The sequence below is a fragment of the Leclercia sp. S52 genome (assembly GCF_039727615.1).
GTDB classification, from domain to species: domain Bacteria; phylum Pseudomonadota; class Gammaproteobacteria; order Enterobacterales; family Enterobacteriaceae; genus Enterobacter; species Enterobacter adecarboxylatus_B.
In genome coordinates this window covers 2,779,721-2,805,456 of sequence record NZ_CP152474.1, presented here as the reverse complement: position 1 = coordinate 2,805,456, position 25,736 = coordinate 2,779,721, and the positions used below count along the sequence as shown (strand labels likewise).

General features: G+C 58.7%; 25 protein-coding genes and 1 pseudogene. 14 read left to right on the top strand and 12 right to left on the bottom strand.

Annotation, left to right across the window (positions count from 1 at the left end):
* Positions 1 to 189: 189 nt before the first annotated feature.
* Entirely contained in the window at positions 190 to 1,200 is a 1,011-nt protein-coding gene (gene gap, locus AAHB66_RS13470) for a type I glyceraldehyde-3-phosphate dehydrogenase (protein WP_347113265.1), read from the bottom strand.
* Positions 1,201 to 1,278: 78 nt separating this feature from the next.
* Entirely contained in the window at positions 1,279 to 2,250 is a 972-nt protein-coding gene (locus tag AAHB66_RS13465) for a helix-turn-helix domain-containing protein (protein ID WP_347113264.1), read from the bottom strand.
* A gap of 165 nt (positions 2,251 to 2,415) precedes the next feature.
* On the opposite strand from AAHB66_RS13465, the gene AAHB66_RS13460 reads away from it, so the two are divergent.
* Both AAHB66_RS13460 and AAHB66_RS13455 read left to right on the top strand, forming a co-directional pair.
* Positions 2,416 to 3,375: a fatty acid desaturase gene (locus tag AAHB66_RS13460; RefSeq protein ID WP_347116486.1), complete on the top strand. Its 960-nt coding sequence runs from the start codon at positions 2,416 to 2,418 to the stop codon at positions 3,373 to 3,375.
* Complete coding sequence (locus tag AAHB66_RS13455; RefSeq protein ID WP_347113263.1) at positions 3,368 to 4,168, top strand: PhnD/SsuA/transferrin family substrate-binding protein; 801 nt, start codon at positions 3,368 to 3,370, stop codon at positions 4,166 to 4,168. Before AAHB66_RS13460 ends, AAHB66_RS13455 begins: the two co-directional genes overlap by 8 nt.
* 55 nt (positions 4,169 to 4,223) lie before the next feature.
* Here AAHB66_RS13455 and ychF read toward each other — a convergent pair whose 3' ends face one another.
* Together ychF and pth are read right to left on the bottom strand one after the other, a co-directional pair.
* A complete protein-coding gene (gene ychF / locus AAHB66_RS13450; RefSeq protein WP_032611353.1) occupies positions 4,224 to 5,318 on the bottom strand; it encodes a redox-regulated ATPase YchF in 1,095 nt (364 codons plus the stop codon).
* A 126-nt stretch (positions 5,319 to 5,444) separates the two neighbouring features.
* Positions 5,445 to 6,030 (bottom strand): annotated as a pseudogene (pth, locus tag AAHB66_RS13445) (aminoacyl-tRNA hydrolase).
* A gap of 274 nt (positions 6,031 to 6,304) precedes the next feature.
* Here pth and ychH point away from each other — a divergent pair.
* Both ychH and AAHB66_RS13435 read left to right on the top strand, forming a co-directional pair.
* A complete protein-coding gene (gene ychH, locus AAHB66_RS13440; RefSeq protein ID WP_337014705.1) occupies positions 6,305 to 6,580 on the top strand; it encodes a stress-induced protein YchH in 276 nt (91 codons plus the stop codon).
* A gap of 122 nt (positions 6,581 to 6,702) precedes the next feature.
* On the top strand, positions 6,703 to 7,746 hold the full coding sequence (locus tag AAHB66_RS13435) for a MerR family transcriptional regulator (RefSeq protein ID WP_347113262.1): 1,044 nt from the start codon (positions 6,703 to 6,705) through the stop codon (positions 7,744 to 7,746).
* On the opposite strand, the gene dauA is transcribed toward AAHB66_RS13435, so the two are convergent.
* The 4 genes from dauA to lolB all read right to left on the bottom strand — a co-directional run bounded on the left by dauA (position 7,732) and on the right by lolB (position 12,077).
* Positions 7,732 to 9,408, bottom strand: a complete 1,677-nt coding sequence (gene dauA, locus AAHB66_RS13430; RefSeq protein WP_347113261.1) for a C4-dicarboxylic acid transporter DauA — start codon at positions 9,406 to 9,408, stop codon at positions 7,732 to 7,734. The two genes, AAHB66_RS13435 and dauA, sit on opposite strands and share 15 nt — an antisense overlap.
* Positions 9,409 to 9,528: 120 nt before the next feature.
* Entirely contained in the window at positions 9,529 to 10,476 is a 948-nt protein-coding gene (gene prs / locus AAHB66_RS13425; RefSeq protein WP_003856663.1) for a ribose-phosphate diphosphokinase, read from the bottom strand.
* Between the two features lie 123 nt (positions 10,477 to 10,599).
* Positions 10,600 to 11,469, bottom strand: a complete 870-nt coding sequence (ispE, locus tag AAHB66_RS13420; RefSeq protein ID WP_347113260.1) for a 4-(cytidine 5'-diphospho)-2-C-methyl-D-erythritol kinase — start codon at positions 11,467 to 11,469, stop codon at positions 10,600 to 10,602.
* Positions 11,466 to 12,077, bottom strand: coding sequence for a lipoprotein insertase outer membrane protein LolB (gene lolB / locus AAHB66_RS13415; RefSeq protein ID WP_347113259.1), 612 nt, complete (start codon positions 12,075 to 12,077; stop codon positions 11,466 to 11,468). Before lolB ends, ispE begins: the two co-directional genes overlap by 4 nt.
* Before the next feature lie 221 nt (positions 12,078 to 12,298).
* Here lolB and hemA point away from each other — a divergent pair, with 221 nt between their 5' ends.
* Genes hemA through kdsA form a run of 6 tightly spaced genes read left to right on the top strand, consistent with a single transcriptional unit; the run spans position 12,299 to position 17,602 of the window.
* Positions 12,299 to 13,555: a glutamyl-tRNA reductase gene (gene hemA, locus AAHB66_RS13410; protein ID WP_142489862.1), complete on the top strand. Its 1,257-nt coding sequence runs from the start codon at positions 12,299 to 12,301 to the stop codon at positions 13,553 to 13,555.
* A 42-nt stretch (positions 13,556 to 13,597) separates the two neighbouring features.
* Positions 13,598 to 14,680: a peptide chain release factor 1 gene (prfA, locus tag AAHB66_RS13405; RefSeq protein WP_106993217.1), complete on the top strand. Its 1,083-nt coding sequence runs from the start codon at positions 13,598 to 13,600 to the stop codon at positions 14,678 to 14,680.
* The gene (gene prmC / locus AAHB66_RS13400; RefSeq protein WP_347113258.1) at positions 14,680 to 15,510 is read left to right on the top strand and encodes a peptide chain release factor N(5)-glutamine methyltransferase; all 831 of its coding nucleotides are present in this window, start codon (positions 14,680 to 14,682) and stop codon (positions 15,508 to 15,510) included. The genes prfA and prmC overlap by 1 nt, the downstream gene beginning before the upstream one ends.
* Positions 15,507 to 15,899, top strand: a complete 393-nt coding sequence (gene sirB2, locus AAHB66_RS13395; RefSeq protein WP_347113257.1) for an invasion regulator SirB2 — start codon at positions 15,507 to 15,509, stop codon at positions 15,897 to 15,899. Before prmC ends, sirB2 begins: the two co-directional genes overlap by 4 nt.
* Before the next feature lie 3 nt (positions 15,900 to 15,902).
* Entirely contained in the window at positions 15,903 to 16,712 is an 810-nt protein-coding gene (gene sirB1, locus AAHB66_RS13390) for an invasion regulator SirB1 (protein WP_333849258.1), read from the top strand.
* A 35-nt stretch (positions 16,713 to 16,747) separates the two neighbouring features.
* Positions 16,748 to 17,602: a 3-deoxy-8-phosphooctulonate synthase gene (gene kdsA, locus AAHB66_RS13385; protein ID WP_142489858.1), complete on the top strand. Its 855-nt coding sequence runs from the start codon at positions 16,748 to 16,750 to the stop codon at positions 17,600 to 17,602.
* Positions 17,603 to 17,801: 199 nt separating this feature from the next.
* Here kdsA and chaA read toward each other — a convergent pair whose 3' ends face one another.
* Positions 17,802 to 18,902, bottom strand: a complete 1,101-nt coding sequence (gene chaA, locus AAHB66_RS13380; RefSeq protein ID WP_347113256.1) for a sodium-potassium/proton antiporter ChaA — start codon at positions 18,900 to 18,902, stop codon at positions 17,802 to 17,804.
* A gap of 268 nt (positions 18,903 to 19,170) precedes the next feature.
* Here chaA and chaB point away from each other — a divergent pair, with 268 nt between their 5' ends.
* Both chaB and AAHB66_RS13370 read left to right on the top strand, forming a co-directional pair.
* Entirely contained in the window at positions 19,171 to 19,401 is a 231-nt protein-coding gene (gene chaB, locus AAHB66_RS13375) for a putative cation transport regulator ChaB (protein ID WP_347113255.1), read from the top strand.
* Between the two features lie 194 nt (positions 19,402 to 19,595).
* Entirely contained in the window at positions 19,596 to 20,291 is a 696-nt protein-coding gene (locus AAHB66_RS13370; RefSeq protein WP_347113254.1) for a gamma-glutamylcyclotransferase, read from the top strand.
* A 42-nt stretch (positions 20,292 to 20,333) separates the two neighbouring features.
* On the opposite strand, the gene AAHB66_RS13365 is transcribed toward AAHB66_RS13370, so the two are convergent.
* The 3 genes from AAHB66_RS13365 to ychN form a co-directional block, all read right to left on the bottom strand.
* Positions 20,334 to 20,576 (bottom strand): DUF1883 domain-containing protein, encoded by a 243-nt coding sequence (locus AAHB66_RS13365; protein WP_103822284.1) that lies wholly within the window; start codon positions 20,574 to 20,576, stop codon positions 20,334 to 20,336.
* A gap of 212 nt (positions 20,577 to 20,788) precedes the next feature.
* A complete protein-coding gene (locus AAHB66_RS13360) occupies positions 20,789 to 22,573 on the bottom strand; it encodes a methyl-accepting chemotaxis protein (RefSeq protein ID WP_347113253.1) in 1,785 nt (594 codons plus the stop codon).
* 107 nt (positions 22,574 to 22,680) lie between these two features.
* Positions 22,681 to 23,034, bottom strand: a complete 354-nt coding sequence (gene ychN, locus AAHB66_RS13355) for a DsrE/F sulfur relay family protein YchN (protein ID WP_347113252.1) — start codon at positions 23,032 to 23,034, stop codon at positions 22,681 to 22,683.
* A gap of 71 nt (positions 23,035 to 23,105) precedes the next feature.
* Here ychN and nasR point away from each other — a divergent pair, with 71 nt between their 5' ends.
* Complete coding sequence (gene nasR / locus AAHB66_RS13350) at positions 23,106 to 24,260, top strand: nitrate regulatory protein NasR (RefSeq protein ID WP_347113251.1); 1,155 nt, start codon at positions 23,106 to 23,108, stop codon at positions 24,258 to 24,260.
* 228 nt (positions 24,261 to 24,488) lie between these two features.
* Positions 24,489 to 25,736 carry a CmpA/NrtA family ABC transporter substrate-binding protein gene (locus tag AAHB66_RS13345; protein WP_347113250.1) on the top strand — a complete coding sequence of 416 codons (1,248 nt, stop codon included), beginning with the start codon at positions 24,489 to 24,491 and terminating at the stop codon, positions 25,734 to 25,736.

Genomic DNA, 25,736 nt, shown 5'->3' with positions numbered 1-25,736 from the left:
AGGAGAGCCGGGAGCTGAAACCCCTACTGAATGACGATGTGCCGAAGGGGCATCTTTATCCGCTGCCCGCGTTTGGCGTAGAAGTCTTTTTTAGCGGCAAACAAATAATCTGTTTTTCCTTTAACAAAAAAATCCACGCATTGGCGTGGATTTTTAGCGGAACGCAGATGCGTCAGTCGACAGGCACAATTACACGCCTTTGTGGTCCATCAGCAGCGCCAGATCCACCAGCCGATTCGAGAATCCCCATTCGTTGTCATACCACGCGAGGATCTTCACCATTTTGCCGCCTATCACCAGGGTGGACAGCCCATCGATAATGGAGGAGCGCGGATCGCCCTGGTAATCGCTGGAGACTAATGGCTCATCGCTGTACCCCAGGATCCCTTTCAGTGGCCCGCCCGTCGCCGCGCTGCGAAAGGCATCGTTAACCTCTTCGACGGTCACCTCCCGGCTCAGGGTAACGGTCAGATCGACGATGGAAACGACCGGCACCGGCACGCGCAGCGAATAGCCCGTCAGTCGGCCATCCAGCTCAGGAATCACTTTACCCAGCGCCTTCGCCGCCCCGCTCGAATAGGGCACAATCGACAGCGCCGCCGCACGGGCACCGCGAAGATCTTTTTCCGGCTGGTCGTGCAGCGCCTGGCTGTTGGTGTAGGCGTGGGTAGTATTCATCAACCCGTGCTCAATGCCAAACCGCTGGTGCAGCACCTGTGCTGCGGGCGCCAGGCCGTTGGTGGTGCAGCTCCCGTTACTGACCACGAAATGTTGCGCCGGATCGTACAGGGCATCGTTTACCCCCATGACTACCGTCAGGTCGTCGTTTTTACCCGGCGCTGAAATGATGACGCGCTTTGCGCCGCCGCTGTGAATATGGACCGCCGCCTTCTCGCGCTCGGTGAAAAAGCCCGTGGCCTCGATAACCACCTCCACGCCTGCCTCGGCCCAGCGGATGTTTGCCGGGTCGCGTTCACTGAATACGGTAATGCGCTGACCGTCCACCTGCAGCGCGCCTTCGCCGGCTTCGACAGCTGCCGGCAGGGTGCCGAGCAGGGAGTCGTATTTCAGTAAGTGGGCGAGGGTTTTGCTGTCCGTCAGATCGTTAATCGCTGCAATATGAATATCCGGATTGCCCAGCGCAGCGCGTAAGAAATTACGTCCGATCCTGCCGAAACCGTTAATACCGACCTTAACCATGATTGACTCCTTTTCTGTGATCTCTGGAGTCACTGTAGGCGGCAGGCGTAATGGCGTAAATGACAAAAAAGGATCAGATTACGCCATTTTTCGGCTGTGGAAGCGCTGGCGGTACTCGCCAGGGGTCAGGTGAAGCTGTTTTTCGAAAACCCGACGCAGGTTGATGCTGGTGCCAAACCCGCTCTGCGCTGCGATGCGCTCCAGCGGCTCTGTGGTTTGCTCCAGCAGGTGTCGCGCCGCGGCCAGACGCGCCTCGGTGACATAGCGGGCAGGGGATGCGCCGGTTTCGCGGGTGAATACGCGGGTAAAATTGCGCGGACTCATAGCGGCCTTTTCCGCCAGCTTTTCCACGCACAGATCCGCCGTGAGGTTTTGCAGGATCCAGTTCTGCAGTTCAGCAATCGGGCCGGAGGCGCCGGGCTGTGGCAAATGGTAGCGGCTGAACTGCATCTGTCCACCGGGGCGGCGCAGATACATCACCATGTCCTGCGCGACGTCACGGGCGAGGCTAAAGCCGTAATCCTCCTCAACCAATGCCAGCGTCAGATCGAACCCGGTGCTGACGCCGCCGGAGGTCCAGACCGGGCCGTCCTGGATATACAGCGGGCCGCTTTCAACTTTCACCCGCGGCCAGCGGCTTTGCAGGGTTTCCAGCAGCCGCCAGTGGGTGGTTGCCCGGCGGCCATCCAGCACGCCGGCCTGCGCCAGGAGCAGGGCGCCTCCGCAGACCGAGGCAATACGCTGCGCGTGTGGAGCGGCGAGATGCAGCCAGTCGACAACCGCCGTACTCTCCTGCTCGTTGAGCCCGCGTCCGGTAATAATGATGGTGTCGAGCGGCTCGCGCGGATCAAGCTCCGGCAGGCGGTAGTCGGCCAGCAGGTTCAGGCCGGACTGACCGTGGATCACCTGATGGGGTTGCGTTGTGGCGATAATAATCCGATAGCAGGGACCTTCCGGGCGCAGCTGGTTAGCCTGGGTCAGAATGTCGGCAATACCGGCGGCCTCAAACAACATACCGCCATCAGGAACAATAATCAGGATCTTCTTCATGTCCTGAAAAGTACCTTTATCACAAAATAAGTCAAGCTCCCTCGCGCAAATGCGGGCTTGCTGTGCGTATTTTGTGGCAAAGCAATGCAATTTAAGTTCGTTGTCATTTCTGGCGCGATCCCGGAGGGTTACAACATCTTATCCCTGACGGCGGCATCTGAAGGAATGGCCCTCTATTTACACTCACAACAGCGCGAGCAGATCCGTCGCCTTTCGGCCAGCCTGCTGTGGCGCAGCGAAATACCGACCTGGCTGCTCATCGTGATAATTTATGGCGGCTGGTTTAGCACGCTAGCGTACTGGCACATACTCGGTCTGCTGCCGGCGACACTGCTGCTGATCGGCTTTAGCACCTGGTACATGTCGCTCCAGCATGAGCTGATCCACGGCCATCCCACGCGTTTCCCCTGGCTTAACCAGCTGTTTGGCACCTTGCCGCTGGCGGTCTGGTATCCCTATGGCCTCTACCGGGATTCCCATCTGGCGCACCATCGGCACGACAGTCTTACCGTACCGGTGGACGATCCCGAATCCTATTACTTTACCCCGGCGAGCTGGGCGCGCTTTTCACCCTGGCACAGGCGGGCGATCCAGGCGCGCAATACCTTTTGCGGTCGGCTGCTACTGGGGCCGCTGCTGGATATTGCACAAACGCTCGGCAGCGCGCTGTCGGCGTTTCGCCAGCTGCAGTATGCGGCGATGACGATGTGGCTGGTTCACGGCACGTTGCTTTTCGCGCTGTTTTTCTGGATGGCGCAGCGGGGATTTTCGCCGCTCTGGTTTGTGCTGGCGGTGAGCTACCCGGCGCTGGCCCTGACCAAAGTGCGTTCGTTCCTGGAACACCGGGCGGCGGACGATCCGCTGGCGCGTTCGGTCATTAACGAGGCCGGGATGTTCTGGCAGGTGCTGTTTTTAAATCTCAACTACCATTCAGTTCACCACGATCTGCCCGGCGTGCCCTGGTACGGACTGAAAGCCATCTACCGGCTTAATCGTGAGGACTATCAGCAGCGAAACCAGGGCTTTGTGGTCCAGGGCTATGGCCAGTGGCTTCGCCATTTCTGGCGTACCCCGGTGGATGTCACGGTACATCCCGGCATTGAGGGAGGTAAAGGCCATGAGTGAGACGCTGGCGTTTCCTATGTATAACATTAACCACGCGGACACAGAGGCTCTGTACCGGGCGGTGCAACAGCTGCTGGCGGCGCACGGCGTGGCGACAACCGGTCAGCGCCCCGCGTTTGCCGGGGAAGGGCTGCTGGCGCACTGGCGGCATCCCGACCTGGTGCTGAGTCAGACCTGCGGTTTTCCGCTGATGACGCAACTGCCGGACGTGCAGGTTGTCGGCTGTTTTCACTACACCGCGCCAGGCTGCGAGGGGCGAAATTACCGCAGCCTGCTGGTGGCCCGGGCGCAGGATAGCGATAAAACGCTGGCCGATTTTCGCGGTCGGCGGGCGGTGTGTAACGCTCCGGATTCGCAGTCCGGCTACAACGTGCTGCTGAAAATGGTTGCTCCGCTGGCGGAGCGGGGCCGTTTTTTCTCCGGCGTAGCGTTTAGCGGCAGCCATCGCCAGTCGCTGATCGAGCTCCGGCGCGGTGAGGGCGATATCGCGGCCATCGACTGCGTGACCTGGGCCCTGCTGCAGCGCCATCAACCTGAGCTGCTGGAGGGGCTGGCAGTAATCGGCCGCAGCCCGCTGGCACCCGGTCTGCCTTTGATTACCGCAGCCAGCACTTCATCAGGCACGCTACAGTCCATACGCGACGCGCTTAAGGTGCTGGTGAGCGACCCGCAATACCAGGAGATCTGTTCGGCTCTGTTTATTGGTGGGTTTAGCGAGGCAATGCGACAGTCCTGGGAGGTATTGTTGGACTGGCGCCAGGAGGCCGCTGAGGCTGGTTTGCATCAGCTTTGAGCGTGATAAAAAAAATCCACGCAAAGGCGTGGATTTTTTGTCTGTTTAGCAGCGATTAGACGTTGAACAGGAAGTTCATTACATCGCCATCTTTAACGATGTAGTCTTTCCCTTCTGCACGCATCTTGCCCGCTTCTTTCGCGCCTTGCTCACCCTTGTAGGTGATGAAGTCTTCAAACGCGATAGTCTGCGCACGAATAAACCCTTTCTCGAAGTCGGTGTGGATCTTACCCGCTGCCTGTGGAGCGGTGGCACCAACAGGGATAGTCCATGCACGCACTTCTTTCACGCCAGCGGTGAAGTAGGTTTGCAGGTTCAGCAGCTCGTAACCGGCGCGGATCACGCGGTTCAGACCTGGCTCTTCCAGACCCAGCTCGGCCATGAACTCTTCACGGTCGGCATCGTCCAGCTCGGCGATATCAGATTCAACGGCGGCGCACACTGCAACAACCACAGAACCTTCGGCCGCCGCGATTTCACGCACTTTGTCGAGGTATGGGTTGTTTTCGAAACCGTCTTCGTTGACGTTAGCGATGTACATGGTTGGCTTCAGGGTCAGGAAGCTCAGGTATTTGATCGCCGCTTTGTCTTCTTCAGTCAGGTTTTTCAGCGCGCGCAGCATGCCGGCGTTTTCCAGCTGTGGCAGACATTTTTCCAGCGCAGCCTGTTCCGCTTTCGCGTCTTTATCGCCGCCTTTAGCTTTCTTCTGCACGCGGTGCAGGGCGCGCTCGCAGGTGTCGAGGTCAGACAGCGCCAGCTCGGTGTTGATCACTTCGATGTCGTCAGCTGGATCCACTTTGTTGTTCACGTGGATGATGTTGTCGTTTTCAAAGCAACGAACAACGTGGCCGATGGCTTCGGTTTCACGGATGTTGGTCAGGAACTGGTTGCCCAGGCCTTCACCTTTGGACGCGCCTTTTACCAGACCGGCGATGTCCACGAACTCCATGGTGGTTGGCAGAATGCGCTGCGGCTTAACGATCTCCGCGAGCTGGTCCAGACGTGGATCGGGCATTGGCACGACACCGGTGTTTGGCTCGATGGTGCAGAACGGGAAGTTAGCCGCTTCGATGCCCGCTTTAGTCAGCGCGTTAAACAGGGTGGATTTGCCAACGTTAGGCAGACCAACGATACCGCATTTGAATCCCATTTCTGAATCACCTTAATGTCTTGATATTCAACACGTTAACATTAACGAGTCGAAGAAAAGTAAATAACTTCGCCTATTATACACGTAACCCGCAGCCTGCGGGGCAAAAAAGGCGTGACGGACCGGTTATTGCGCTTTGAAAGCGTGCAGACGGTTGGTGGCTTTAGTTAAGCCATCCTGCAGCCAGATTTCAGTGCAACGCACCGCTTCGTCTACCGCTTCGTCGATCAGCTTCTGTTCCGAAGCTGGGGGCTTGCCGAGGACAAAGCCGACAACTTTGTTTTTATCGCCCGGATGACCAATACCGACGCGTAAACGGTGAAAATTGGGGTTATTGCCCAGTTTGCTGATGATGTCTTTTAAGCCATTATGCCCGCCGTGACCGCCGCCCAGTTTGAATTTTGCCACGCCAGGGGGGCAGATCCAGTTCGTCATGCGCCACCAGGATCTCATCCGGATTGATACGGTAAAAGGTCGCCAGCGCGGCAACCGCTTTGCCGCTTAAGTTCATAAACGTGGTCGGCACCAGAAGACGCATATCGGCTCCGGCCAGGTTCACGCGTGAGGTATAGCCGAAGAATTTCGGTTCCTCGCGCAGGGGAGCGCGCAACCGCTCGGCCAGCAGATCAACATACCATGCGCCCGCATTGTGGCGGGTTGCTGCATATTCCGCGCCAGGGTTGGCCAGGCCGACAATCAGTTTAATCGTCACGTTTTTGTTCCTGAAAGTGCTAAGTCTGGCGCGTAGTGTACTGTCTGCCGCGTCGCTTGACAAAATTCTGCGCGCCGTCGCGTTGGATCTGAATAATACCGTGCCTGAACCATTAGAATTTCATGCTACTCAAAGGCTTATTTGTAAAGTTTTGTTGCCCCGATGTGCGTAAATGTGATCCCTCACGCAATCAGCAAAAGGGGTGTTGTCTATACTTTACACACAAGGATTAGGGAGATTATTCCCCTGCAACCCAAAGCTCCGGAGGTGACACATGAAACGCAGAAACGCTTCGTTACTCGGTAACGTGCTAATGGGGTTGGGATTGGTGGTCATGGTTGTTGGCGTCGGTTATTCCATTTTAAACCAGCTGCCGCAGCTTGACCTGCCGCAATACTTTGCACACGGTGCCATCCTGAGCATCTTCCTGGGTGCCGTATTGTGGCTGGCGGGTGCCCGCGTCAGCGGTCATGAGCAGGTCTGCGACAGATACTGGTGGGTGCGCCACTACGATAAGCGCTGTCGTCGCGATCAGCATAAGCACAGTTAATGCGCTAACCCAAAGAACACCGAAACGGCTCCTTCTGGAGTCGTTTTTTTTTGCATCCCGTATTGACCCTCACGTAACGTAAGGCTCCAGAGTGACGCCACTGGCAATAAGAAGGAGCCGTTATGTTAATTCAGGTCGGGGAACTGGCGAAACGCGCCGGGATCACCGTGCGCACCTTGCACCACTATGAGCAAACAGGGTTGTTGCTGCCTTCTGCCAGAAGCGCGGCAGGGTACCGGCTCTACAATCTGGCCGATGTTCAGCGTCTGCATATGATACAGGCGCTGGCAAAGGCAGGGCTGGAACTTGCTGAAATCAGGGACTTTCTGGAGAAAGATTCACTTACGTTATCGGAACTGCTCGAGGCGCAAATCCGCCTGCTGGATAAGCAGGTGCGCAGCATCACCACGCTGCGCGACCGGCTTGTGGATTTGCGCACCGGGCTCGATACCCATGAGGATCTCGATCTGGAGTCCTGGCTACAGACTCTGGAGTTAATGAATATGTACGATCGCTGGTTTAGCAAAGAAGAGTTACAGCAGCTGCCATTTGCGCAGCACAAAGAGGCGCTGGCGGACATCTGGGCCGCTCTGGTTCAGGAGGCGAAAAGCCTGCTGGAGAATGATGTTGCGGTATCCAATCCGCGAGCGAGGGATCTGGCCACGCGCTGGATGGAGCGTCTGGAGCAGGACACGGCGGGCAAACCGGAGTTTCTCACCCGTCTCAACGAGATGCACAGCGTTGAGCCGCAGATGCGCGAACAGACGGGCATCAAGGCAGAGATGACGGATTACATCACCCGGGCGTTTGCCGAATCGAAGCTTATCATCTGGGAAAACTATCTCACGCCGGAGGAGATGGCCTTTACCCGGGCGCACTATTTCGATCGCATGATGGAGTGGCCGCCGCTGGTGGCGAAGCTGCACCGGGCCCAGCGGGAGGAGCTGGAGCCTGCCTCCGACACCGCGCAACAGCTGGCCGAAAACTGGCTGGCGCTGTTCCAGTCTTATGCCGGAACTAACCCGGTGACGCAGCAAAAATTCCGCCAGGCGATGCAGCAGGAGCCGCATCTGATGAAGGGCACCTGGATGACGCCTGCTGTGCTTGGGTGGCTCCAGCAGGCGATTGGCATCATGATGCAGCGGCGAATGTCACAGATCCGCTAACGCTGCCTCGCGGTTCGGATAGAACGCCAGACGACCGGCAATGGGTTGCACCCCTGCGCGCGCCATGGTACGCAGGGGCTGGAACTCGAGATTGCTCACCCGCAGTTCGCAGCCTTCCGGCAGGCGTTGGACAAACCGCTGGAAGGCATCCAGCCCGCCCGCATCCAGCACCGGGACCGCATCCCACTTCAGAACCACGATCCGTTTCCCCGCAATGCGCGACTCCAGATCGCTGAACAGCCCTTCGGCGGCGGCAAAGAACAGCGGGCCGATCACCCGCAGCACCAGCACGTCGTCCGGCACCGTGACGTTGACCGTCGCCAGACGGGTCATGCGGGCAATGCGGCGCATAAACAGCAGCGAGGCCAGCACGATCCCAACGCTAATCGCAATCACCATATCAAACAGCACGGTCAGCGACATGCAGATCAGCATGACGATGATGTCGTCTTTAGGCGCACGGCGCAGCAGGTTCACCACTTTGTGCGCCTCGCTCATGTTCCATGCCACCATCAGCAGCAGGGCCGCCATCGCCGACAGCGGCAGCCACGAGAGCAGGGGAGCCAGCACCAGCAGGGCGAGGATCACCAGCACCGAGTGAATGACGGCCGAGACCGGAGAGGTCGCCCCGGCGCGGACGTTCGCCGCCGAGCGGGCAATGGCTGCCGTCGCGGTGATGCCGCCGAAGAACGGGGCAATGATATTCCCCAGCCCCTGGCCGACCAGCTCGCTGTTGGCTTTGTGTTTGGTGCCGGTCATGCCGTCCAGCACCACCGCGCAGAGCAAGGACTCAATCGCCCCCAGCATCGCCATCGAAAAAGCGGCAGGCAGCAAGGCACGCAGGGAGTCCCAGCTCAGGGTGAAGCTGGAGCCGGGCAGATTCCACGGCAGCACCAGCTGGGGCAACAGTTGCGGGATGCCGTTACCCTGGGAGCCATCCGCCAGCACATAGTGGAACTGGGAGCCGATAGTGGCGACGTGACCGCCGAGCAGGTTTACTACCCCCATCACCGCACAGCCCAGCAGCAGGGCGGGCAGGTGCCCCGGCAGCCGTATGCCCAGGCGCGGCCAGAGGATCAGCGTGCCCAGCGTCACCACGCCGATCGCCGCATCTCCCGGGTTTGCCGTTGGCAGGGCCATCACCAGCGCCCCCACTTTTTGCAGGTAATGCTCCGGCACGTGGGCCATCTGCAGGCCAAGGAAATCCTTGATCTGCATGGTCCCGATGGTGATACCAATCCCGGAGGTAAAGCCCAGGGTTACGGAGAGCGGAATGTACTCAATCAGCCTGCCAAAGCGCGCCAGGCCGAACAAAATCAAAAATACCCCGGACATCAGGGTCGCCACCAGCAACCCGGCGAGGCCGAACTGCTGAGACACCGGATAGAGGATCACCACAAAAGCTGCGGTCGGCCCGGAGACGCTAAAGCGCGACCCGCCGGTCAGGGCTATCACAATCCCGGCGACGGCGGCGGTGTACAGGCCGTACTGCGGTGCCACGCCGCTGCCAATCGCCAGCGCCATCGCCAGTGGAATAGCAATGATGCCGACGGTGATCCCGGCGATCAGGTCACGGGTGAAGCGTGACAGGGTATATTTTTCGTTCCAGCAGGCGTCGATGAGGGCGCGGAAGGGCAGAACGTGAGAGGAAGTGTTTTTCACAATCATCATCCAGGTGCGCATCATCTGTCATATCAATGGCAGGTGAAGGAGGCATTAATCATACAAATAAATACCACAGACAAAAAAACCCGCCGTAGCGGGTTTTTCGACTGCGTCCGATTAGTGTTCGAACATTGCAGAGATGGATTCTTCGTTGCTGATACGACGAATCGCTTCGGCCAGCATCCCGGACAGGGTCAAAGTACGCACGTTTGGCAGCGCTTTGATCTCGTCGCTCAGTGGGATGGTGTCACACACCACAACTTCATCAATGACGGAGTTGCGCAGGTTGTTCACTGCATTGCCGGAGAAGATCGGGTGAGTCGCGTAAGCGAATACGCGTTTTGCACCACGCTCTTTCAGCGCTTCGGCGGCTTTGCACAGAGTGCCGCCGGTGTCGATCATGTCGTCAACCAGCACGCAGTCACGGCCAGCGACGTCACCGATGATATGCATCACCTGAGAAACGTTAGCGCGTGGACGACGTTTGTCGATGATCGCCATGTCGGTATCGTTAAGCAGTTTGGCGATAGCGCGTGCGCGAACCACGCCGCCGATGTCCGGAGAAACCACAATCGGGTTGTCCAGGTTCAGCTGCAGCATATCTTCCAGCAGGATTGGACTGCCGAATACGTTATCAACCGGAACGTCGAAGAAGCCCTGAATCTGCTCGGCATGCAGGTCAACCGTCAGAACGCGGTCAACGCCAACACTGGAGAGGAAGTCAGCAACAACTTTAGCGGTAATTGGCACACGTGCGGAACGGACGCGACGGTCCTGACGGGCATAACCAAAGTAAGGAATAACAGCAGTGATACGGCCAGCGGAAGCACGGCGCAGGGCATCGACCATGACAACCAGTTCCATCAGGTTGTCGTTAGTTGGAGCACAGGTGGACTGGATGATGAAAATATCACCACCGCGTACATTTTCGTTAATTTGTACGCTGACTTCGCCATCGCTAAAGCGACCTACGGCGGCGTCGCCAAGAGAAGTGTACAGGCGGTTGGCAATACGTTGTGCTAGTTCCGGGGTGGCGTTACCAGCAAAAAGCTTCATATCAGGCACGAGAAGAACCTCAGGCATGCGTCCAGTGGTGGATAGTTCGCCGTAAACTGTGCGGGCCAGGCGAATGCTATCCAGGCGGTGTATTAAAGAGCGCGATGCAACGTCTGGAACAGGGTGACGTTGTCACCGAAACTCAGATTGCGCCAGAATGGCCTGCTGCAGCGGGGAGACGTTCATACCACGCGCTACGAAACCATGCAGCCACTCTGGAGCCAGCTCGAGCACCTGACGTGCAGCGGATTCCGTATCAAATTCAGCAAAGACACAGGCCCCTGTGCCAGTCAGGCGCGACGGCGCGTATTCTAACAGCCAGGAAAGCGCGACATCAACCTCGCGAAAACGTTTTCTTGCGATATCCTCGCAATCGTTGCTGAATTCACAGTTTAATAACGTTTCTATTGACCTTATTGGGGTATCGCGCGGAAGGTCCGGATCTTTAAAGATAACCGGGGTCGGAATGCTGACGCCCGGGTGGGCCACTAGATACCATTTTTCCGCAGGCTCTGCCGGGGAGAGGATCTCGCCCACGCCTTCGGCAAAGGCCGCATGCCCGCGAACAAACACCGGCACGTCGGCCCCGAGCGTCAGCCCGAGCGCGGCCAGCTCATCCACCGTGAGATCGCAGCCCCACAGATGATTGAGCACCACCAGCACGGTGGCGGCGTTAGACGACCCGCCGCCGAGCCCGCCGCCCATCGGCAGGCGTTTTTCCACCCTGATATCCGCGCCGCTGCCCGCTGGCAGACGCCCGGACCGTTCTGCCTCACTCATCAGCAGACGGGCGGCGCGCACGATCAGGTTATCCTCGTCGGCCACCCCTTCGACCGGCGTCAGCAGACGAATCTGCCCGTCGTCGCGCAGTTCAATGGAAATCGTGTCGCCGTAGTCAACAAACTGAAACAGCGTCTGCAGGGTGTGATACCCGTCAGCACGCTGTCCGGTGATGTATAAAAACAGGTTCAGTTTTGCGGGCGAAGGCCAGTGGGTCATCATTTGACAATCCAGTTATCCATTTTCAGCTTAATGCGCTGCCTGCCTTCGGTCAGTTCCAGGCTGGACGGCAGGGCCGGTTTGCTGCTGTTGTCATAGCCGCCGTACACCACTTTCCAGCTTTTACCGTTCTGGCTGTAGTTTACTTCGCTCAGGCGATACTGGTCGTCGAGCTTATAGTCGGTGGCGTCGCCCGGCAGGCCGAGGATCCACTGGCGCAGGCTGGTGATTGGAATAGGCATCCCGGTCAGCTTGCCGAGCATCTCTTCGGCATCGGTGCCGGTATATTTCTGGCCTTTATTGTCGGTGACCTGTGCGCTGCCTGGCTGGGCAATCAGCTCCATTTCCGTGCTGCCAAGCGGGTTCAGCAGCAGCAGGCGATAGCGATCCTGGCCGGTCTGCTGCCAGAAGAAGCGGGCATACACTTTTTGCTGATCGGACAGATAAGCAAAGGCACCGCGGGTCTGATACTGATTTAATGCACGCACTTCTTGCTGGTGCTGTTGCCACTGTGGCGAATCCGGGCTTTTGCCCGGCCCTTTCGGCGGCGTGATGGAACATGCGGTCAGCACCAGCGCGGCCAGGGGCAGGAGGCGAATGAGTCTGGTCATAATGATGACAAATCCTTGAGATACGTGGCAGTTATAACCCTTAATGCTAGCGCCCGCCTGCGGCAGCGTCTACGCTCAAGTTGTCCTAATTCCTGAAATTAACGGTTAATAACAACCAATAACCTATTACTCCGAAAGGGGGCAGTCTCTTTTATTGATCTCGCGCATCCTGTATGATGCGGCCTGCTAACCTTATTAACGCTGGTACTACTCCCGCTCATATGACCCTTTTAGCACTCGGTATTAACCACAAAACAGCCCCGGTATCACTGCGAGAACGTGTGACGTTTTCGCCGGACACGCTCGACCAGGCGCTGGACAGTCTGCTTGCCCAGCCGATGGTGCAGGGGGGCGTGGTGTTGTCAACGTGCAACCGTACTGAGCTCTATCTCAGCGTCGAAGAGCAGGACAACCTGCACGAAGCGCTGGTCCGCTGGTTATGTGAGTACCACAACCTGAATGAAGAAGAGTTGCGCAACAGCCTGTACTGGCATCAGGATAACGATGCAGTCAGCCATCTGATGCGCGTGGCCAGCGGGCTCGATTCGCTGGTGCTGGGCGAGCCGCAGATCCTCGGGCAGGTCAAAAAAGCCTTTGCTGATTCGCAAAAAGGCCACCTCAAGGCCAGCGAGCTGGAACGTATGTTCCAGAAATCCTTCTCCGTCGCCAAGCGAGTGCGAACCGAAACCGATATTGGCGCCAGTGCCGTTTCGGTTGCTTTCGCTGCCTGTACCCTGGCGCGACAAATTTTTGAATCGCTGTCTACGGTCTCGGTACTGCTGGTGGGCGCGGGCGAAACCATCGAGCTGGTGGCGCGCCATCTGCGCGAACACAAAGTGAAAAAGATGATGATCGCCAACCGCACCCGCGAGCGTGCTCAGGTGCTGGCGGATGAAGTCGGCGCGGAAGTGATCGCCCTCAGCGACATCGACGCCCGTCTGAGTGAAGCGGATATCATCATCAGCTCCACCGCCAGCCCGCTGCCGATCATCGGTAAAGGCATGGTGGAGCGTGCCCTGAAGTCCCGCCGTAATCAGCCTATGCTGCTGGTGGACATCGCCGTTCCGCGCGACGTCGAGCCCGACGTCGGCAAACTGGCGAACGCCTATCTGTACAGCGTGGACGACCTGCAAAGCATCATTTCGCACAACCTTGCCCAGCGTAAAGCGGCAGCGGTGCAGGCGGAGACGATCGTTGAGCAGGAAACCAGCGAATTTATGGCCTGGCTGCGCGCGCAAAGCGTCAGCGAGACCATTCGCGAGTACCGCGGTCAGGCGGAACAGGTCCGGAATGAACTGACTGCCAAAGCGATGGCGGCCCTCGAGCAGGGCGGCGATCCGCAGGTCATCATGCAGGAGCTGGCATGGAAACTGACCAATCGCCTGATCCATGCCCCAACCAAATCACTTCAACAGGCCGCCCGTGACGGGGACGACGAACGCCTGAACATTCTGCGCGACAGCCTCGGGCTGGAATAGCGCGCCATACCCATTTTATTATTATAAGGTGCACTTACGCCTATGAAGCCCTCTATCGTCGCCAAACTGGAAGCATTGCACGAGCGCCATGAAGAAGTTCAGGCGCTGCTTGGCGATGCCGCAACCATTGCCGACCAGGAACGTTTCCGCGCCCTGTCGCGCGAGTATGCACAACTAAGTGATGTTTCAAAATGCTTTACCGACTGGCAACAGGTTCAGGAAGATATTGAAACCGCACAGATGATGCTCGACGACCCGGAAATGCGCGAGATGGCGCAGGAAGAGTTGCAGGATGCCAAAGTCCGCGCGGAAGAGATGGAGCAACAGCTGCAGGTACTGCTGCTGCCGAAAGATCCGGACGATGAACGCAACGCCTTTGTGGAAGTCCGCGCCGGGACCGGCGGGGATGAAGCGGCCCTGTTTGCCGGGGATCTGTTCCGCATGTACAGCCGCTACGCCGAATCCCGCCGCTGGCGCGTGGAGATCATGAGCGCCAACGAAGGCGAGCATGGCGGCTATAAAGAAGTCATTGCCAAAATCAGCGGCGACGGCGTCTACGGTCGCCTTAAGTTTGAATCCGGCGGCCATCGCGTGCAGCGCGTCCCGGCCACCGAATCCCAGGGGCGTATCCACACCTCCGCCTGCACCGTGGCAGTGATGCCCGAGCTGCCGGAAGCCGAGCTGCCGGACATCAACCCGGCGGATCTGCGTATCGATACCTTCCGCTCCTCCGGCGCGGGCGGTCAGCACGTTAACACCACCGACTCCGCGATCCGTATTACCCACCTGCCAACCGGCATCGTGGTGGAGTGCCAGGACGAACGTTCCCAGCACAAAAACAAAGCCAAAGCGCTGTCGGTGCTGGGGGCGCGTATTCACGCAGCCGAAATGGCAAAACGCCAGCAGGCCGAAGCCTCGACCCGCCGCAACCTGCTGGGCAGCGGCGATCGCAGCGATCGTAACCGCACCTATAACTTCCCGCAGGGCCGCGTCACCGATCACCGCATCAACCTGACCCTCTACCGTCTGGATGAGACCATGGAGGGCAAGCTGGACTCCCTGATCGAACCTATCGTGCAGGAGTACCAGGCCGATCAGCTGGCGGCGCTGGCAGAGCAGGATTAATGGATTTTCAGCACTGGCTACAGCAGGCGATAAGCGAGCTGGCGGGAGGTGAAAGCCCCCGCCGCGATGCGGAGATCCTGCTGGAGCATGTGACGGGCAAAGCGCGCACCTATATTCTCGCCTTTGGCGAAACCGAGCTTACGGCTGACCAGCAGGCGCAGCTTGACGTCCTCCTGGCCCGCCGCAAAACCGGCGAGCCGGTGGCGCACCTGGTGGGCGAGCGTGAGTTCTGGTCGCTGCCGCTGTATGTCTCCGCGGCCACCCTGATCCCCCGTCCCGACACCGAGTGTCTGGTGGAGCAGGCGCTGGCGAGACTGCCCGCCACGCCCGCGCGCATTCTCGATTTAGGCACCGGCACCGGGGCCATTGCCCTGGCGCTGGCCAGCGAACGTCCGGATTGTCAGGTCACCGCGGTGGATGTGATGCCCGATGCGGTGGCGCTGGCACAGCGCAATCTTGAGCGTCTGGGGCTGCCTAACGTCACCGTGCTGCACAGCAGCTGGTTCTCTGCCCTTGCCGATCGGCAGTTTGAGCTGATCGTCAGTAACCCGCCCTACATTGATGAAGCCGATCCGCATCTCGCTGAAGGCGATGTGCGCTTCGAGCCGCGCAGCGCGCTGGTTGCTGCCGATCAGGGCCTGGCCGATCTCAGCCATATTATCACTCAGTCTCGTCAACACCTGGTGAGCGGCGGCTGGCTGCTGCTGGAGCACGGCTGGACGCAGGGTGAAGCCGTGCGGGCACTCTTCCTGCAGGCAGGTTTTGAGCGCGTCGAAACCTGCCGCGACTATGGCGGCAATGAGCGCCTGACGCTGGGCAAACTGCCATGAACAGCTTCTCCGTGCTGATTACCTTGCATGTGGCTGCCGTTACCCTGACCATCAGCTTTTTCGCGCTGCGTTACTGGTGGCGTTACAGCAATAATCAGCTGATCAACGCCCGCTGGGTGCGGGTACTGCCGCACTGTATCGATACCGTACTCTTTGTGTCGGGAGCGGGGTTGATGTGGGTAACGGGCTATCTGCCGTTCACCGATGACGGTGCATGGCTGACTGAGAAGCTGTTTGGCGTTATCATCTACATCGTTTTGGGTTTTATTGCGCTGGGGCGTCATCGTCCGCGCAGCCAGCAGGTGGGGTTTATTGCCTTTCTGCTGGGGCTGGTGGTGCTGTACATCATCATTAAACTCGCCACCACAAGAATACCGTTACTGGGGTAAGTCATGGAGTCCTTGGCCGATTTCGAATTTAACAAAGTGCCGTTGTGCGATGGAATGATCAAAGTATCAGAGATGATCCGTGATGATTTCGTTTCACAATACGTCTACGACGAGCTGGAGAATCTGGTGAGTCTGGCGCGTGAAGAGATAAGTCAGGCGCGCCCGCAGGACTGGCAACTGGAGAAACTGATTGAGCTGTTTTACGGCGAATGGGGCTTTTGCGATACGCGTGGCGTGTATCGGCTCTCCGATGCCCTGTGGCTCGATCAGGTACTGAAAAACCGTCAGGGTAGCGCCGTCTCCCTGGGGGCCATTTTATTATGGGTGGCGCACCGCCTGGATATTCCGCTGGTGCCGGTCATCTTCCCGACGCAGATGCTGCTGCGCGCCGAGTGGCTGGACGGTGAAATGTGGTTAATCAACCCGTTCAACGGCGACACCCTTGACGATCACACGCTGGATGTCTGGCTGAAGGGCAATATCAACCCGATGGCGGAGCTGTACAACGAAGATCTGGACGAAGCGGATAACGCTGAAGTGGTGCGCAAGCTGCTGGACACCTTAAAATCGGCGCTGATGGAAGAGCGGCAGATGGAGCTGGCGCTGCGTGCCAGCGAAGTGCTGCTGCAGTTTAACCCGGAAGATCCGTATGAGATCCGCGATCGCGGTCTGATCTACGTCCAGCTCGAGTGCGACCACGTCGCGCTGACCGATTTGAGCTATTTCGTTGAGCAGTGTCCGGAAGATCCGATCAGCGAGATGATTCGCGCGCAGATTAATTCCATCGCGCATAAACAGATTACACTGCATTAACCTTAACTCCGATTCACCCTGAATAAGGCGATCCTATGAAACAAAAAGTGGTTAGCATTGGCGATATCAACGTGGCGAACGACCTGCCGTTCGTGCTGTTCGGCGGCATGAACGTTCTGGAATCCCGCGATCTCGCGATGCGTATCTGCGAACATTACGTGACCGTGACCCAGAAGCTGGGTATCCCGTACGTGTTCAAAGCCTCTTTTGATAAAGCCAACCGCTCCTCTATTCACTCTTACCGCGGCCCGGGCCTGGAAGAGGGGATGAAGATTTTCCAGGAGCTGAAGCAGACCTTTGGCGTGAAAGTGATCACCGACGTCCATGAAGCAAGCCAGGCGCAGCCTGTGGCTGACGTTGTCGACGTGATCCAGCTGCCGGCGTTCCTCGCGCGTCAGACCGACCTGGTCGAAGCGATGGCGAAAACCGGCGCGGTCATCAACGTGAAAAAACCGCAGTTCGTGAGCCCTGGTCAGATGGGGAACATCGTCGATAAGTTTATCGAAGGCGGTAACGACCAGGTGATCCTGTGCGACCGTGGTGCCAACTTCGGTTACGACAACCTGGTAGTGGATATGCTGGGCTTCAGCGTGATGAAGAACGTCTCTAACCAGTCGCCGGTGATCTTCGACGTGACCCACGCCCTGCAGTGCCGCGACCCGTTTGGCGCAGCTTCCGGCGGCCGTCGTGCCCAGGTTACCGAACTGGCTCGCGCCGGTATGGCGACCGGCCTGGCGGGTCTGTTTATCGAAGCGCACCCGGATCCAGCCAACGCGAAATGCGACGGCCCATCCGCACTGCCGCTGGATAAGCTGGAGCCGTTCCTGAAACAGATCAAAGCGATTGACGACCTGGTTAAGAACTTTGAAGAGCTGGATACCAGCAACTAATAAAAAACCCGCGAAATAAAAGCAAAAAGGCAACGTAAGTTGCCTTTTTTTGTATGTGCTCCCTCTCCCTGTGGGAGAGGGCTGGGGTGAAGGCATCAGGCCGCACAGTGTTATGCCCGGCGGCGCTGCGCTTGCGCGGGCCTACGGGTTTTGCCGTTGTAGGCCGGGTAAGGCGTAGCCGCCACCCGGCATTACCGCATCACGCAAATATCGTCATCAGATAGGCCGCAAACAACGCCATATGCGCCGCGCCGTTGAGCACGTTGGTGCGCCCGGTTGAAAACGAAATCTGGCACAACAGCAGCGATGCCACCATCACAATCATCTCCGGGGCTCCCAGGCTAAACACCAGCTCATTGCCGGTGAGGAAGGCAATCAGCGTCACCACCGGAACGGTCAGGGAGATGGTCGCCAGCACTGAACCAAAGAACAGGTTCATCGCGCGCTGCACCTGATTGTTGAGCACCGCACGCAGCGCGCCCAGCCCTTCCGGGGAGAGGATCAGCAGCGCCACCAGGAAGCCGGTAAAGGCCACCGGCGCGTTCAGCTCGGTCAGCAGCGTTTCCAGCGGGTTCGCATTCATCTTGGTAACCGCGATAACCGCAATCAGATGCACGATCAGCCAAACGGTGTGCCACAGGCTACTGTGCGCGGACGGTTTGCCGTGGTGCGGGTCATCGTCGTCGCTCTCGTCTTCATGCTCATACACGAACAGGCTCTGGTGCGTTTTGGTCTGGATCAGCAGGAACACGCCGTACATCGCTGCGGAGATCAGCGCTACCAGCAGGGCCTGGCCGGTCGTAAAGTTGGCACCCGGCAGCGCCATTGGGAACACCAGCACGATAATCGCCAGCGGGAAGAGGGCGATCAGATACTGCTTAATACCAAACAGGTTCATGTACTGGGTGGCAAATTTGCGCCCGCCCAGCAGCAGCGAGAAGCCAACCAGCCCCCCGGTCACAATCATAATGATGGAGTAGAGCGTATCGCGCATCAGGGTAGGCGCCGCGTCCCCGGTCGCCATCAGCGCGGAAATAAGGCTTACTTCAAGAATAACGACGGAAAGACTTAAAATCAGCGAGCCGTAGGGCTCTCCCAGTCGGTGGGCCAGCACGTCGGCGTGACGGACAACGCTGAAGGCGCTGCTCAGAATACCCACCAGTGCCAGAATATTAATGCCGATGACCACTGGCAGTGACTGACTACTTCCCCATAAGAGCAGCACGGCCAGGGCCAGCACCGGGAAAATGAGAGACGTCTCCTTATGACGGGTTTTCACCGTCTCGTGTGCAGTTGTCATGTGGTTCTCCAGAGTTGCAGGTGCTTATAATTGTAGATAGAAAAAGAGGACGTTAAATTAACAGATTAGCGTTACATTCTGATGATATTTTACTTAATTTTACGGTATGAAGTGATTATTGTCTGAGAGCGCCATAATAACCAATCTTTGATAAATATATTCTTAATAACAGTCAATTAAGCAAAAGAATTATCCGAATATCAATTTGACTGGAAGCCTCCGGCATTGTCTACCACACTTATTAATTGATTAAAAAGAGGGGTTTGATATGCCATACAAATCGAAAAGCGATTTACCGGACAACGTTAAGCACGTGCTGCCGACCCATGCGCAGGATATTTATAAAGAAGCCTTCAACAGCGCCTGGGATCAATACAAGGATGAAGAGGACCGCCGGGGCGATGCCAGTCGCGAGGAGACCGCGCACCGCGTGGCCTGGGCGGCAGTGAAGAATGACTACGAGAAGGGCGATGACGACAAGTGGCACAAGAAGAAATAGCGCCTGCCTGATTGCCTGTGCTTAATAGTTTGCACCCTGCGCTTTGACTTTTGTGGCGGTTGATCTGTCGTTCTGTTGCACCCGGCGGGTTTATTGCATATCGTCACGGTACTGCTTTCTAATTGAGCAGTAAAAAGACCTGGAAGGTTCAAAAAAAGTGTGGGCAGGGAAGCAGGCAGTGGCGGAGGTGCAATATGTTAACGCGTGATTTTCTTATGAAGGCCGACTGTAAAACGGCCTTTGGTGCGATTGAAGAATCGCTTCTGTGGTCAGCCGAACAGCGGGCGGCATCGCTGGCGGCAACGCTTGCCTGCCGTCCGGACAACGGTCCGGTGTGGCTCTTCGGCTACGGTTCGCTGATGTGGAACCCGGCGCTGGAGTTTGTCGAATCGGCAACCGGCACCCTGCCGGGCTGGCACCGCGCCTTCTGTCTGCGCCTGACCGCCGGTCGCGGTAGCGCCTGCCAGCCAGGGCGCATGCTTGCACTGAAAGAGGGCGGACGCACCACGGGCGTGGCCTATCGCCTGCCGGATGCGACCCTGGAAGAGGAGCTGGCCCTGCTGTGGAAGCGCGAGATGATCACCGGCTGCTATATGCCGAGCTGGTGCAAGCTGGAACTTGATGACGGACGCACCGTTAACGCGCTGGTGTTCATTATGGATCCACGCCATCCGCTGTTTGAAGCCGACACCCGGGCGCAGGTTATTGCCCCGCTGATTGCCGCGGCCAGCGGCCCGCTTGGCACCAACGCGCAGTATCTGTTCTCGCTCGATCAAGAGCTGACGCGGCTGGGTATGCAGGATGACTGTCTGAATGAGCTGGTATCGCGCGTGCGGGCGTTGCTCGACGGCTCCCAGCCCGATAGCCCGCTGAGCGCGAGCTTTGCCTGAAAAAACGCCCGGGGGCTTTGCAGCCTGCCGGGCGATTGCTTATCAGGCAGCGACGTAGCTGATGGAGTGCTCAAGCGACTGGCTGTGGCTGTCGATGAGCACCTCCCAGGTGCCGGTATAGGGCACCGTGAGCCAGGCGCTGTCCCTGTTCTGCACGCTTAAAATATCCGCCTGCGTTTTACGTGGTGCTTTGTTACTCATCAGATGAATATGACAACGCTCTGAGCAGCGCACCACCACCGTATCTCCGCCAAACAACTTCAGACTTGCTTTTACCAGTGCCATTTTTTTACCCCGTATCCGGAAACAACGCTCTCCCTGCGGCCAATCCTGAGCGTGATGTTGTTCACAATTCACTCATGGCATAACACCAAAGGGGAGGGGCGGGGGTGCTGATTTTGATCAAAAAATGGCATAACCCTTAAACAAAAATGACAATATGCCTGAAAGCATTCAGCGGACGTCGCTTTACACCGCTTTCAGGCATCGGGTTAACATTAAATGCGGAAATGTCCGGCGGTTTCAGCCAGCTCGCCTGCCTGACCCTGCAGAGCGCTGGCTGCAGCGGCCGACTGCACCACCAGCTCGGCGTTCTGCTGCACCATGCTGTCAAGATGGGTCACCGCGCGGTTGATCTCCTGAATGCCTTTCATCTGCTCGCTGGTCGCCACGGTGATCTCCCGCATAATCCCCGACATGCTGCCGATGCTGGTGACGATCTCATCCATGCTCTGTCCGGCCAGGTGTACATAGCGCGAACCGGTCGCTACGCTGTCGGTGGTGGAGTCGATCAGGCTTTTGATCTCTTTTGCCGCCTGGGCGCTGCGGCTGGCGAGGCTGCGCACTTCACCTGCGACAACCGCAAAGCCACGGCCCTGCTCACCCGCCCGCGCCGCTTCAACCGCCGCGTTCAGGGCCAGGATGTTGGTCTGGAAAGCGATGCCGTCGATCACGCTGGTGATGTCACCGATTTTGGTCGAGGCGGCTTCGATAGACTGCATGGTAGTGATCGCCCGGGAGACCACGCCGCCGCCGCGGGTAGCGGCCTCGGAGGCTTTACCCGCCTGTTCGTTGGCGATGGCGGCCGATTCAGTCGACTGGGCGACGGAGGCGGTGATCTGCTCTACGGCGCTGGCGGTTTCGCGCAGGCTGGAGGCGGCCCGCTCGGTACGGCCAGAGAGATCCTGGTTACCGGCAGCGATCTCCTGGGCGGCGTTTTTCACCGAGGCGCTGGCGTCGCGGAGCTGCACCATCACCACCGAGAGCTTGTCGCTGAAGGCGTTAAAGGCATGGGCGATCTGCGCCACCTCATCCTCGCCTTTCTCCGGCAGACGCTGGGAGAGATCGTTGGTGCCGTTGGCGATGGCGTGCATCGCATCGCGAATATCCGACAGGCGTTTCAGCAGGCGGGCAATCACGAAATGCACCACCACGGCGCTGAGCAGGACCAGGATCACCAGCGACAGAGAGGAGGCCTTCAGCAGGGTGCGCATCCCGGAGGTGGCATCGTCGCTGTCGAGGGCGACGATCAGCTGCCACTGGGTCCCGGCAATCGGGGTGGCGGCAAAGGTTTTCGCCGCGTCGTTAAACTGGCCTTCGGCGCTCTTGCCGCTCTTCAGGACATTCAGGTCGACGCCGCGGATGACATCGGTGAAGGCTTTCAGGGTCAGGGCAGGATCGTTAGCGGCGATCACCGTTCCGTCGCTGTCGATCAACAGCCCGCTGCTGGCTGGGGTCGGACGGATACCGCGCACGTTGGCGATCACGCTGTCCATCGCCACGTCACCCGCCAGCACCCCTTTCAGTTCGCCGTTCTCTTTCACCGGCACCGCAAAGGTGACCACCAGTTTTTTAGTGCCGGTATCGACATAAGGGGCGGTGACGATGGCGCGATCCTCTTTCACCGCCTGCTGATACCACGGGCGTATGGTGGGATCGTAGTCGGCAGGCACGCCGTCAGGATTGGAGAACTTCGCGGTTTTGCTGGCATAGCCCACGTAGACGTTAATAAACCCGCCCGCCTGCGCTAGCTGTTTGAACATTGGCACCGGATCGTCGCTCAGGGCTACGCTCTGCAGGGAGTTAATAATGGTGGTTTTGCTGCTGACCCAGTCGGCAATCGCGAGGCCGTGGCTGGCGCTGGTGCTGGCCAGCATATCGCGTTGCGACTGTTGATTGTCCTGGCGCGTGACCTGGAAATTAATCACGGTATTCAGAAGAAGCGCGGCGATCAGACATCCGACCGTTGCCGCAATAATACGAGCGCGAATTGACCTGAACATAAATGTAATACCTGCTGTGTTGTTGTAAGAAGCCTATCGGCATCGGGCAGGCAAACTTGATGCTGGAACCGCTCTCATAAGAAAAAAATATTTTAGTTAAATCATTATTAGAAAGTTAATAGTTTGTCCGCGGTTAACGTCCACTGTGCCAGCTCAACCAGGGTACCGATTTCGACCCCGTCGATCAGGGGCAGGGCGCTGATGCCGCGTCCATCGGTGCAGGTCTTGCACAGCTTCACCGGCACGTTTTGCGCGGTGAGGATCTCCAGCATCTGCTGAATGTTATAGCCCTCGGCAGGTTTCTGGCCGCGCAGCCCGGCGGTCACCGCGTCGGACATTAAAAACAGGCGCAGATCCAGCTCGCTCTCCTGCTCGCGTAAGGCAATCGCCAGCCGCAGGCTGTTAAACAGGGATTCACTGCCATAGGCCGCGCCGTTGGCGACAATCACGATCTTCTGCATCTCGACTCCTGAAAGGTAAAAAGGCATGAAAATTGCTTCTCTCAGTCAAACACTGACCCGGGAGAAAAAGCATGACCAACATCACCGGCGCCACCGAATGGTTTCAGCACGCCAGGCTGATGCGTAAACAGCAGCTGTGCAAACTGGCGCAGCTGGGCACGTTAGTGAGCCGGATCGGCCATCTTGCGCACATGCTACAGTGCGAGCGCGGCGCATCCAACATCTGGCTCTGCTCGCAGGGCACGCTATACGCCCTGGAGTGTAAAGCCAGCCGCGCGCTGGTGGACGATCATCTCCAGGCGTTGCACCAGGCGCTCGGCACGCCGCTGATGGCCAGCGGTGCCCTCAGCGAGCGGGTGGGGAATGCCCTGCAAAGCCTGGAACAGCTCCCCGCGCTGCGCGAGGCAATCACCGCCTGCACGCTCTCCGCCGACGCGGCGATGGAGCGCTACAGCCGCACGCTGCGCAACCTGCTCAGTATCGTACCGCAGCTCAATGACAGCATTGACGATCCGCAACTCGCTGGCAGATTTGTTGCCCTCTATAGCCTGATGCAGGGCAAAGAGCTGGTCGGGCAGGAGCGGGCGCTGGGGGCGATCGGCTTTACCCAGGGTTTTTTCAGCGATGAGATGCGCCAGACCCTGGTGGACCGCATCGACGGGCAGCAGGCCTGCTTCGAGGTCTTTCTCTCCCTGACCCCAGCCAGCGTGCACGATCACTTCAGCCTCAGCGTGCCGGGGGCCGAAACCGAACAGCTGCGGCGGCTGGCCTGCACCCGGCAGCCCGCTGCAGATAAGGGCGTGCTGGCCCTGCACTGGTTCTCGCTGCAAACCGAACGTCTCGAACACCTGCGCGGCCTCGAAGAGATGCAGATTGCCGATCTGATGCTGGCGGTGGAGATGCTGATTGGCCGGGCCGACGACGACCTGCCGGAGGAGCCCTCGTCGGAAGAGCCGCTGGCCCTCTATCCGCAAAAGCCGCTCCTGCCGCTGGTGCGCCAGCAGGCGCGGGAGATCGAACAGCTCTCCCGCCAGCTGGCCTCGATGCGTGACACCCTGGAGGAGCGCAAGGTGATCGATAAAGCCAAAAGCGTGCTGATGACCCATCAGCAGATGAGCGAGGAGCAGGCCTGGTGCCAGCTGCGCAAGATGGCGATGGACAAGAACCAGCGGATGGTGGATATCGCCCGGGCCTTGCTCACCGTCAAGGCCCTCTGGCAGCAGTAGCTGCACCTCAGTCGGGCAACGCCTGCATGGTTGAGGTGCGTTTTGAACGCGTGCTGGAAGAAAAAGCCCGTAAACCAGCACCTTAAAAGCTGGCATCCGCTTTGCATTAGTTAAATCACAATTTGAGACGGCGCGCCAACGGCGGTGCGATGGTCTCGAGGATAAAGGCGTCCTGCAGTGCTTCGGCACTGCCGGGCGCTTTTTTTTGGCTTTTTTTCAGGAGTGAGCATGGTGGAATGGACAAGGCGGCGTTTTTTACAGGCCAGCGCGCTGGCAGGCGGGGCGCTGATGTTGCCGGGCGTCATGCAGGCCGCATGGGCCGCAGGCTCCGATAAACCGGAACTCGAGACGGTACGCGTGGGCTTTATCCCGCTCACCGACTGCGCGCCGCTGGCGATCGCGGCGTATAAGGGCTTCGATAAAAAATACGGCTTCACCCTGGTACCCACCAAAGAGGCCAGCTGGGCGGCGGTGCGCGACAAGCTGGTGGCCGGGGAACTGGATGCCGCGCACATTCTTTATGGTCTGCTCTACGGCCTGGAGCTGGGCATTGCCGGTAAGCCCAAACCCATGGCTAACCTGATGACCCTCAACCAGAACGGGCAGGCGATCACCCTGTCGAGCGATCTGGCACAGCAGGGCGTGCGCGACGTCGAAGGGCTGAAGAAGCTGATCGGCCAGCAGGCGCCGGGCAGCTACACCTTCGCCCATACCTTTCCCACCGGCACCCACGCCATGTGGCTTTATTACTGGCTGGCCAGCGCGGGCATTAACCCCTTTAACGACGTGCGCACCGTGGTGGTGCCGCCGCCGCAGATGGTGATGAACATGCGCATCGGCAATATGGTCGGATTCTGCGTCGGCGAGCCGTGGAACGCCCGCGCCATCAACGATCGCATCGGCTTTACCGCCGCCACCTCCCAGTCCATCTGGCCGGAACACCCGGAAAAGATCCTCGGCACCCGCCGGGAGTGGGTTGATGCCCATCCCAACACCGCCCGGGCGCTGGTCAGTGCCCTGCTGGAGGCCCAGCGCTGGATCGATGCCTCGCCGCAGAACAAAGAAGAGACCGCCCGGCTGCTGGCCCGTCGCGCCTGGCTCAACACCAAAGAGCAGTACCTCACCGGGCGCATGCTCGGCGAATACGACAACGGCGTGGGCCAACGCTGGCAGGATGCCCATCCGATCCGCTTCTTTGAGGACGGGGCGGTCAGCTACCCGTGGCACTCCGACGGAATGTGGTTCTTAACCCAGTTCCGCCGCTGGGGATTGCTGAAAACCGACCCGGATTACGCCGCCGTTGCCCAACGCATCAACCGCACCGACGTCTGGCAGGACGCCGCCACCGCGGTGGGGGGCATTACCGCGCCTGCATCGCCGCTGCGCAGCAGTCGGCTTATGGACGGCACCGTCTGGAACGGCACCGACCCGCAGGGTTACGCCAACCGTTTTGCTATTCACCGTACAGGGGCCTGA

Bases quoted from the DNA above. Each gene is read 5' to 3' on its own strand.
- prmC (WP_347113258.1), top strand. From the start codon at position 14,680: ATGGATTTTCAGCACTGGCTACAGCAGGCGATAAGCGAGCTGGCGGGA.
- AAHB66_RS13460 (WP_347116486.1), top strand. From the start codon at position 2,416: ATGGCCCTCTATTTACACTCACAACAGCGCGAGCAGATCCGTCGCCTT.
- AAHB66_RS13455 (WP_347113263.1), top strand. From the start codon at position 3,368: ATGAGTGAGACGCTGGCGTTTCCTATGTATAACATTAACCACGCGGAC.
- AAHB66_RS13345 (WP_347113250.1), top strand. From the start codon at position 24,489: ATGGTGGAATGGACAAGGCGGCGTTTTTTACAGGCCAGCGCGCTGGCA.
- prfA (WP_106993217.1), top strand. From the start codon at position 13,598: ATGAAGCCCTCTATCGTCGCCAAACTGGAAGCATTGCACGAGCGCCAT.
- ychF (WP_032611353.1), bottom strand. From the start codon at position 5,318: ATGGGATTCAAATGCGGTATCGTTGGTCTGCCTAACGTTGGCAAATCC.
- AAHB66_RS13435 (WP_347113262.1), top strand. From the start codon at position 6,703: ATGTTAATTCAGGTCGGGGAACTGGCGAAACGCGCCGGGATCACCGTG.
- hemA (WP_142489862.1), top strand. From the start codon at position 12,299: ATGACCCTTTTAGCACTCGGTATTAACCACAAAACAGCCCCGGTATCA.
- ychH (WP_337014705.1), top strand. From the start codon at position 6,305: ATGAAACGCAGAAACGCTTCGTTACTCGGTAACGTGCTAATGGGGTTG.
- ispE (WP_347113260.1), bottom strand. From the start codon at position 11,469: ATGATGACCCACTGGCCTTCGCCCGCAAAACTGAACCTGTTTTTATAC.
- sirB1 (WP_333849258.1), top strand. From the start codon at position 15,903: ATGGAGTCCTTGGCCGATTTCGAATTTAACAAAGTGCCGTTGTGCGAT.
- AAHB66_RS13360 (WP_347113253.1), bottom strand. From the start codon at position 22,573: ATGTTCAGGTCAATTCGCGCTCGTATTATTGCGGCAACGGTCGGATGT.
- lolB (WP_347113259.1), bottom strand. From the start codon at position 12,077: ATGACCAGACTCATTCGCCTCCTGCCCCTGGCCGCGCTGGTGCTGACC.
- AAHB66_RS13370 (WP_347113254.1), top strand. From the start codon at position 19,596: ATGTTAACGCGTGATTTTCTTATGAAGGCCGACTGTAAAACGGCCTTT.
- sirB2 (WP_347113257.1), top strand. From the start codon at position 15,507: ATGAACAGCTTCTCCGTGCTGATTACCTTGCATGTGGCTGCCGTTACC.
- AAHB66_RS13465 (WP_347113264.1), bottom strand. From the start codon at position 2,250: ATGAAGAAGATCCTGATTATTGTTCCTGATGGCGGTATGTTGTTTGAG.
- kdsA (WP_142489858.1), top strand. From the start codon at position 16,748: ATGAAACAAAAAGTGGTTAGCATTGGCGATATCAACGTGGCGAACGAC.
- AAHB66_RS13365 (WP_103822284.1), bottom strand. From the start codon at position 20,576: ATGGCACTGGTAAAAGCAAGTCTGAAGTTGTTTGGCGGAGATACGGTG.
- nasR (WP_347113251.1), top strand. From the start codon at position 23,106: ATGACCAACATCACCGGCGCCACCGAATGGTTTCAGCACGCCAGGCTG.
- ychN (WP_347113252.1), bottom strand. From the start codon at position 23,034: ATGCAGAAGATCGTGATTGTCGCCAACGGCGCGGCCTATGGCAGTGAA.
- gap (WP_347113265.1), bottom strand. From the start codon at position 1,200: ATGGTTAAGGTCGGTATTAACGGTTTCGGCAGGATCGGACGTAATTTC.
- chaB (WP_347113255.1), top strand. From the start codon at position 19,171: ATGCCATACAAATCGAAAAGCGATTTACCGGACAACGTTAAGCACGTG.
- chaA (WP_347113256.1), bottom strand. From the start codon at position 18,902: ATGACAACTGCACACGAGACGGTGAAAACCCGTCATAAGGAGACGTCT.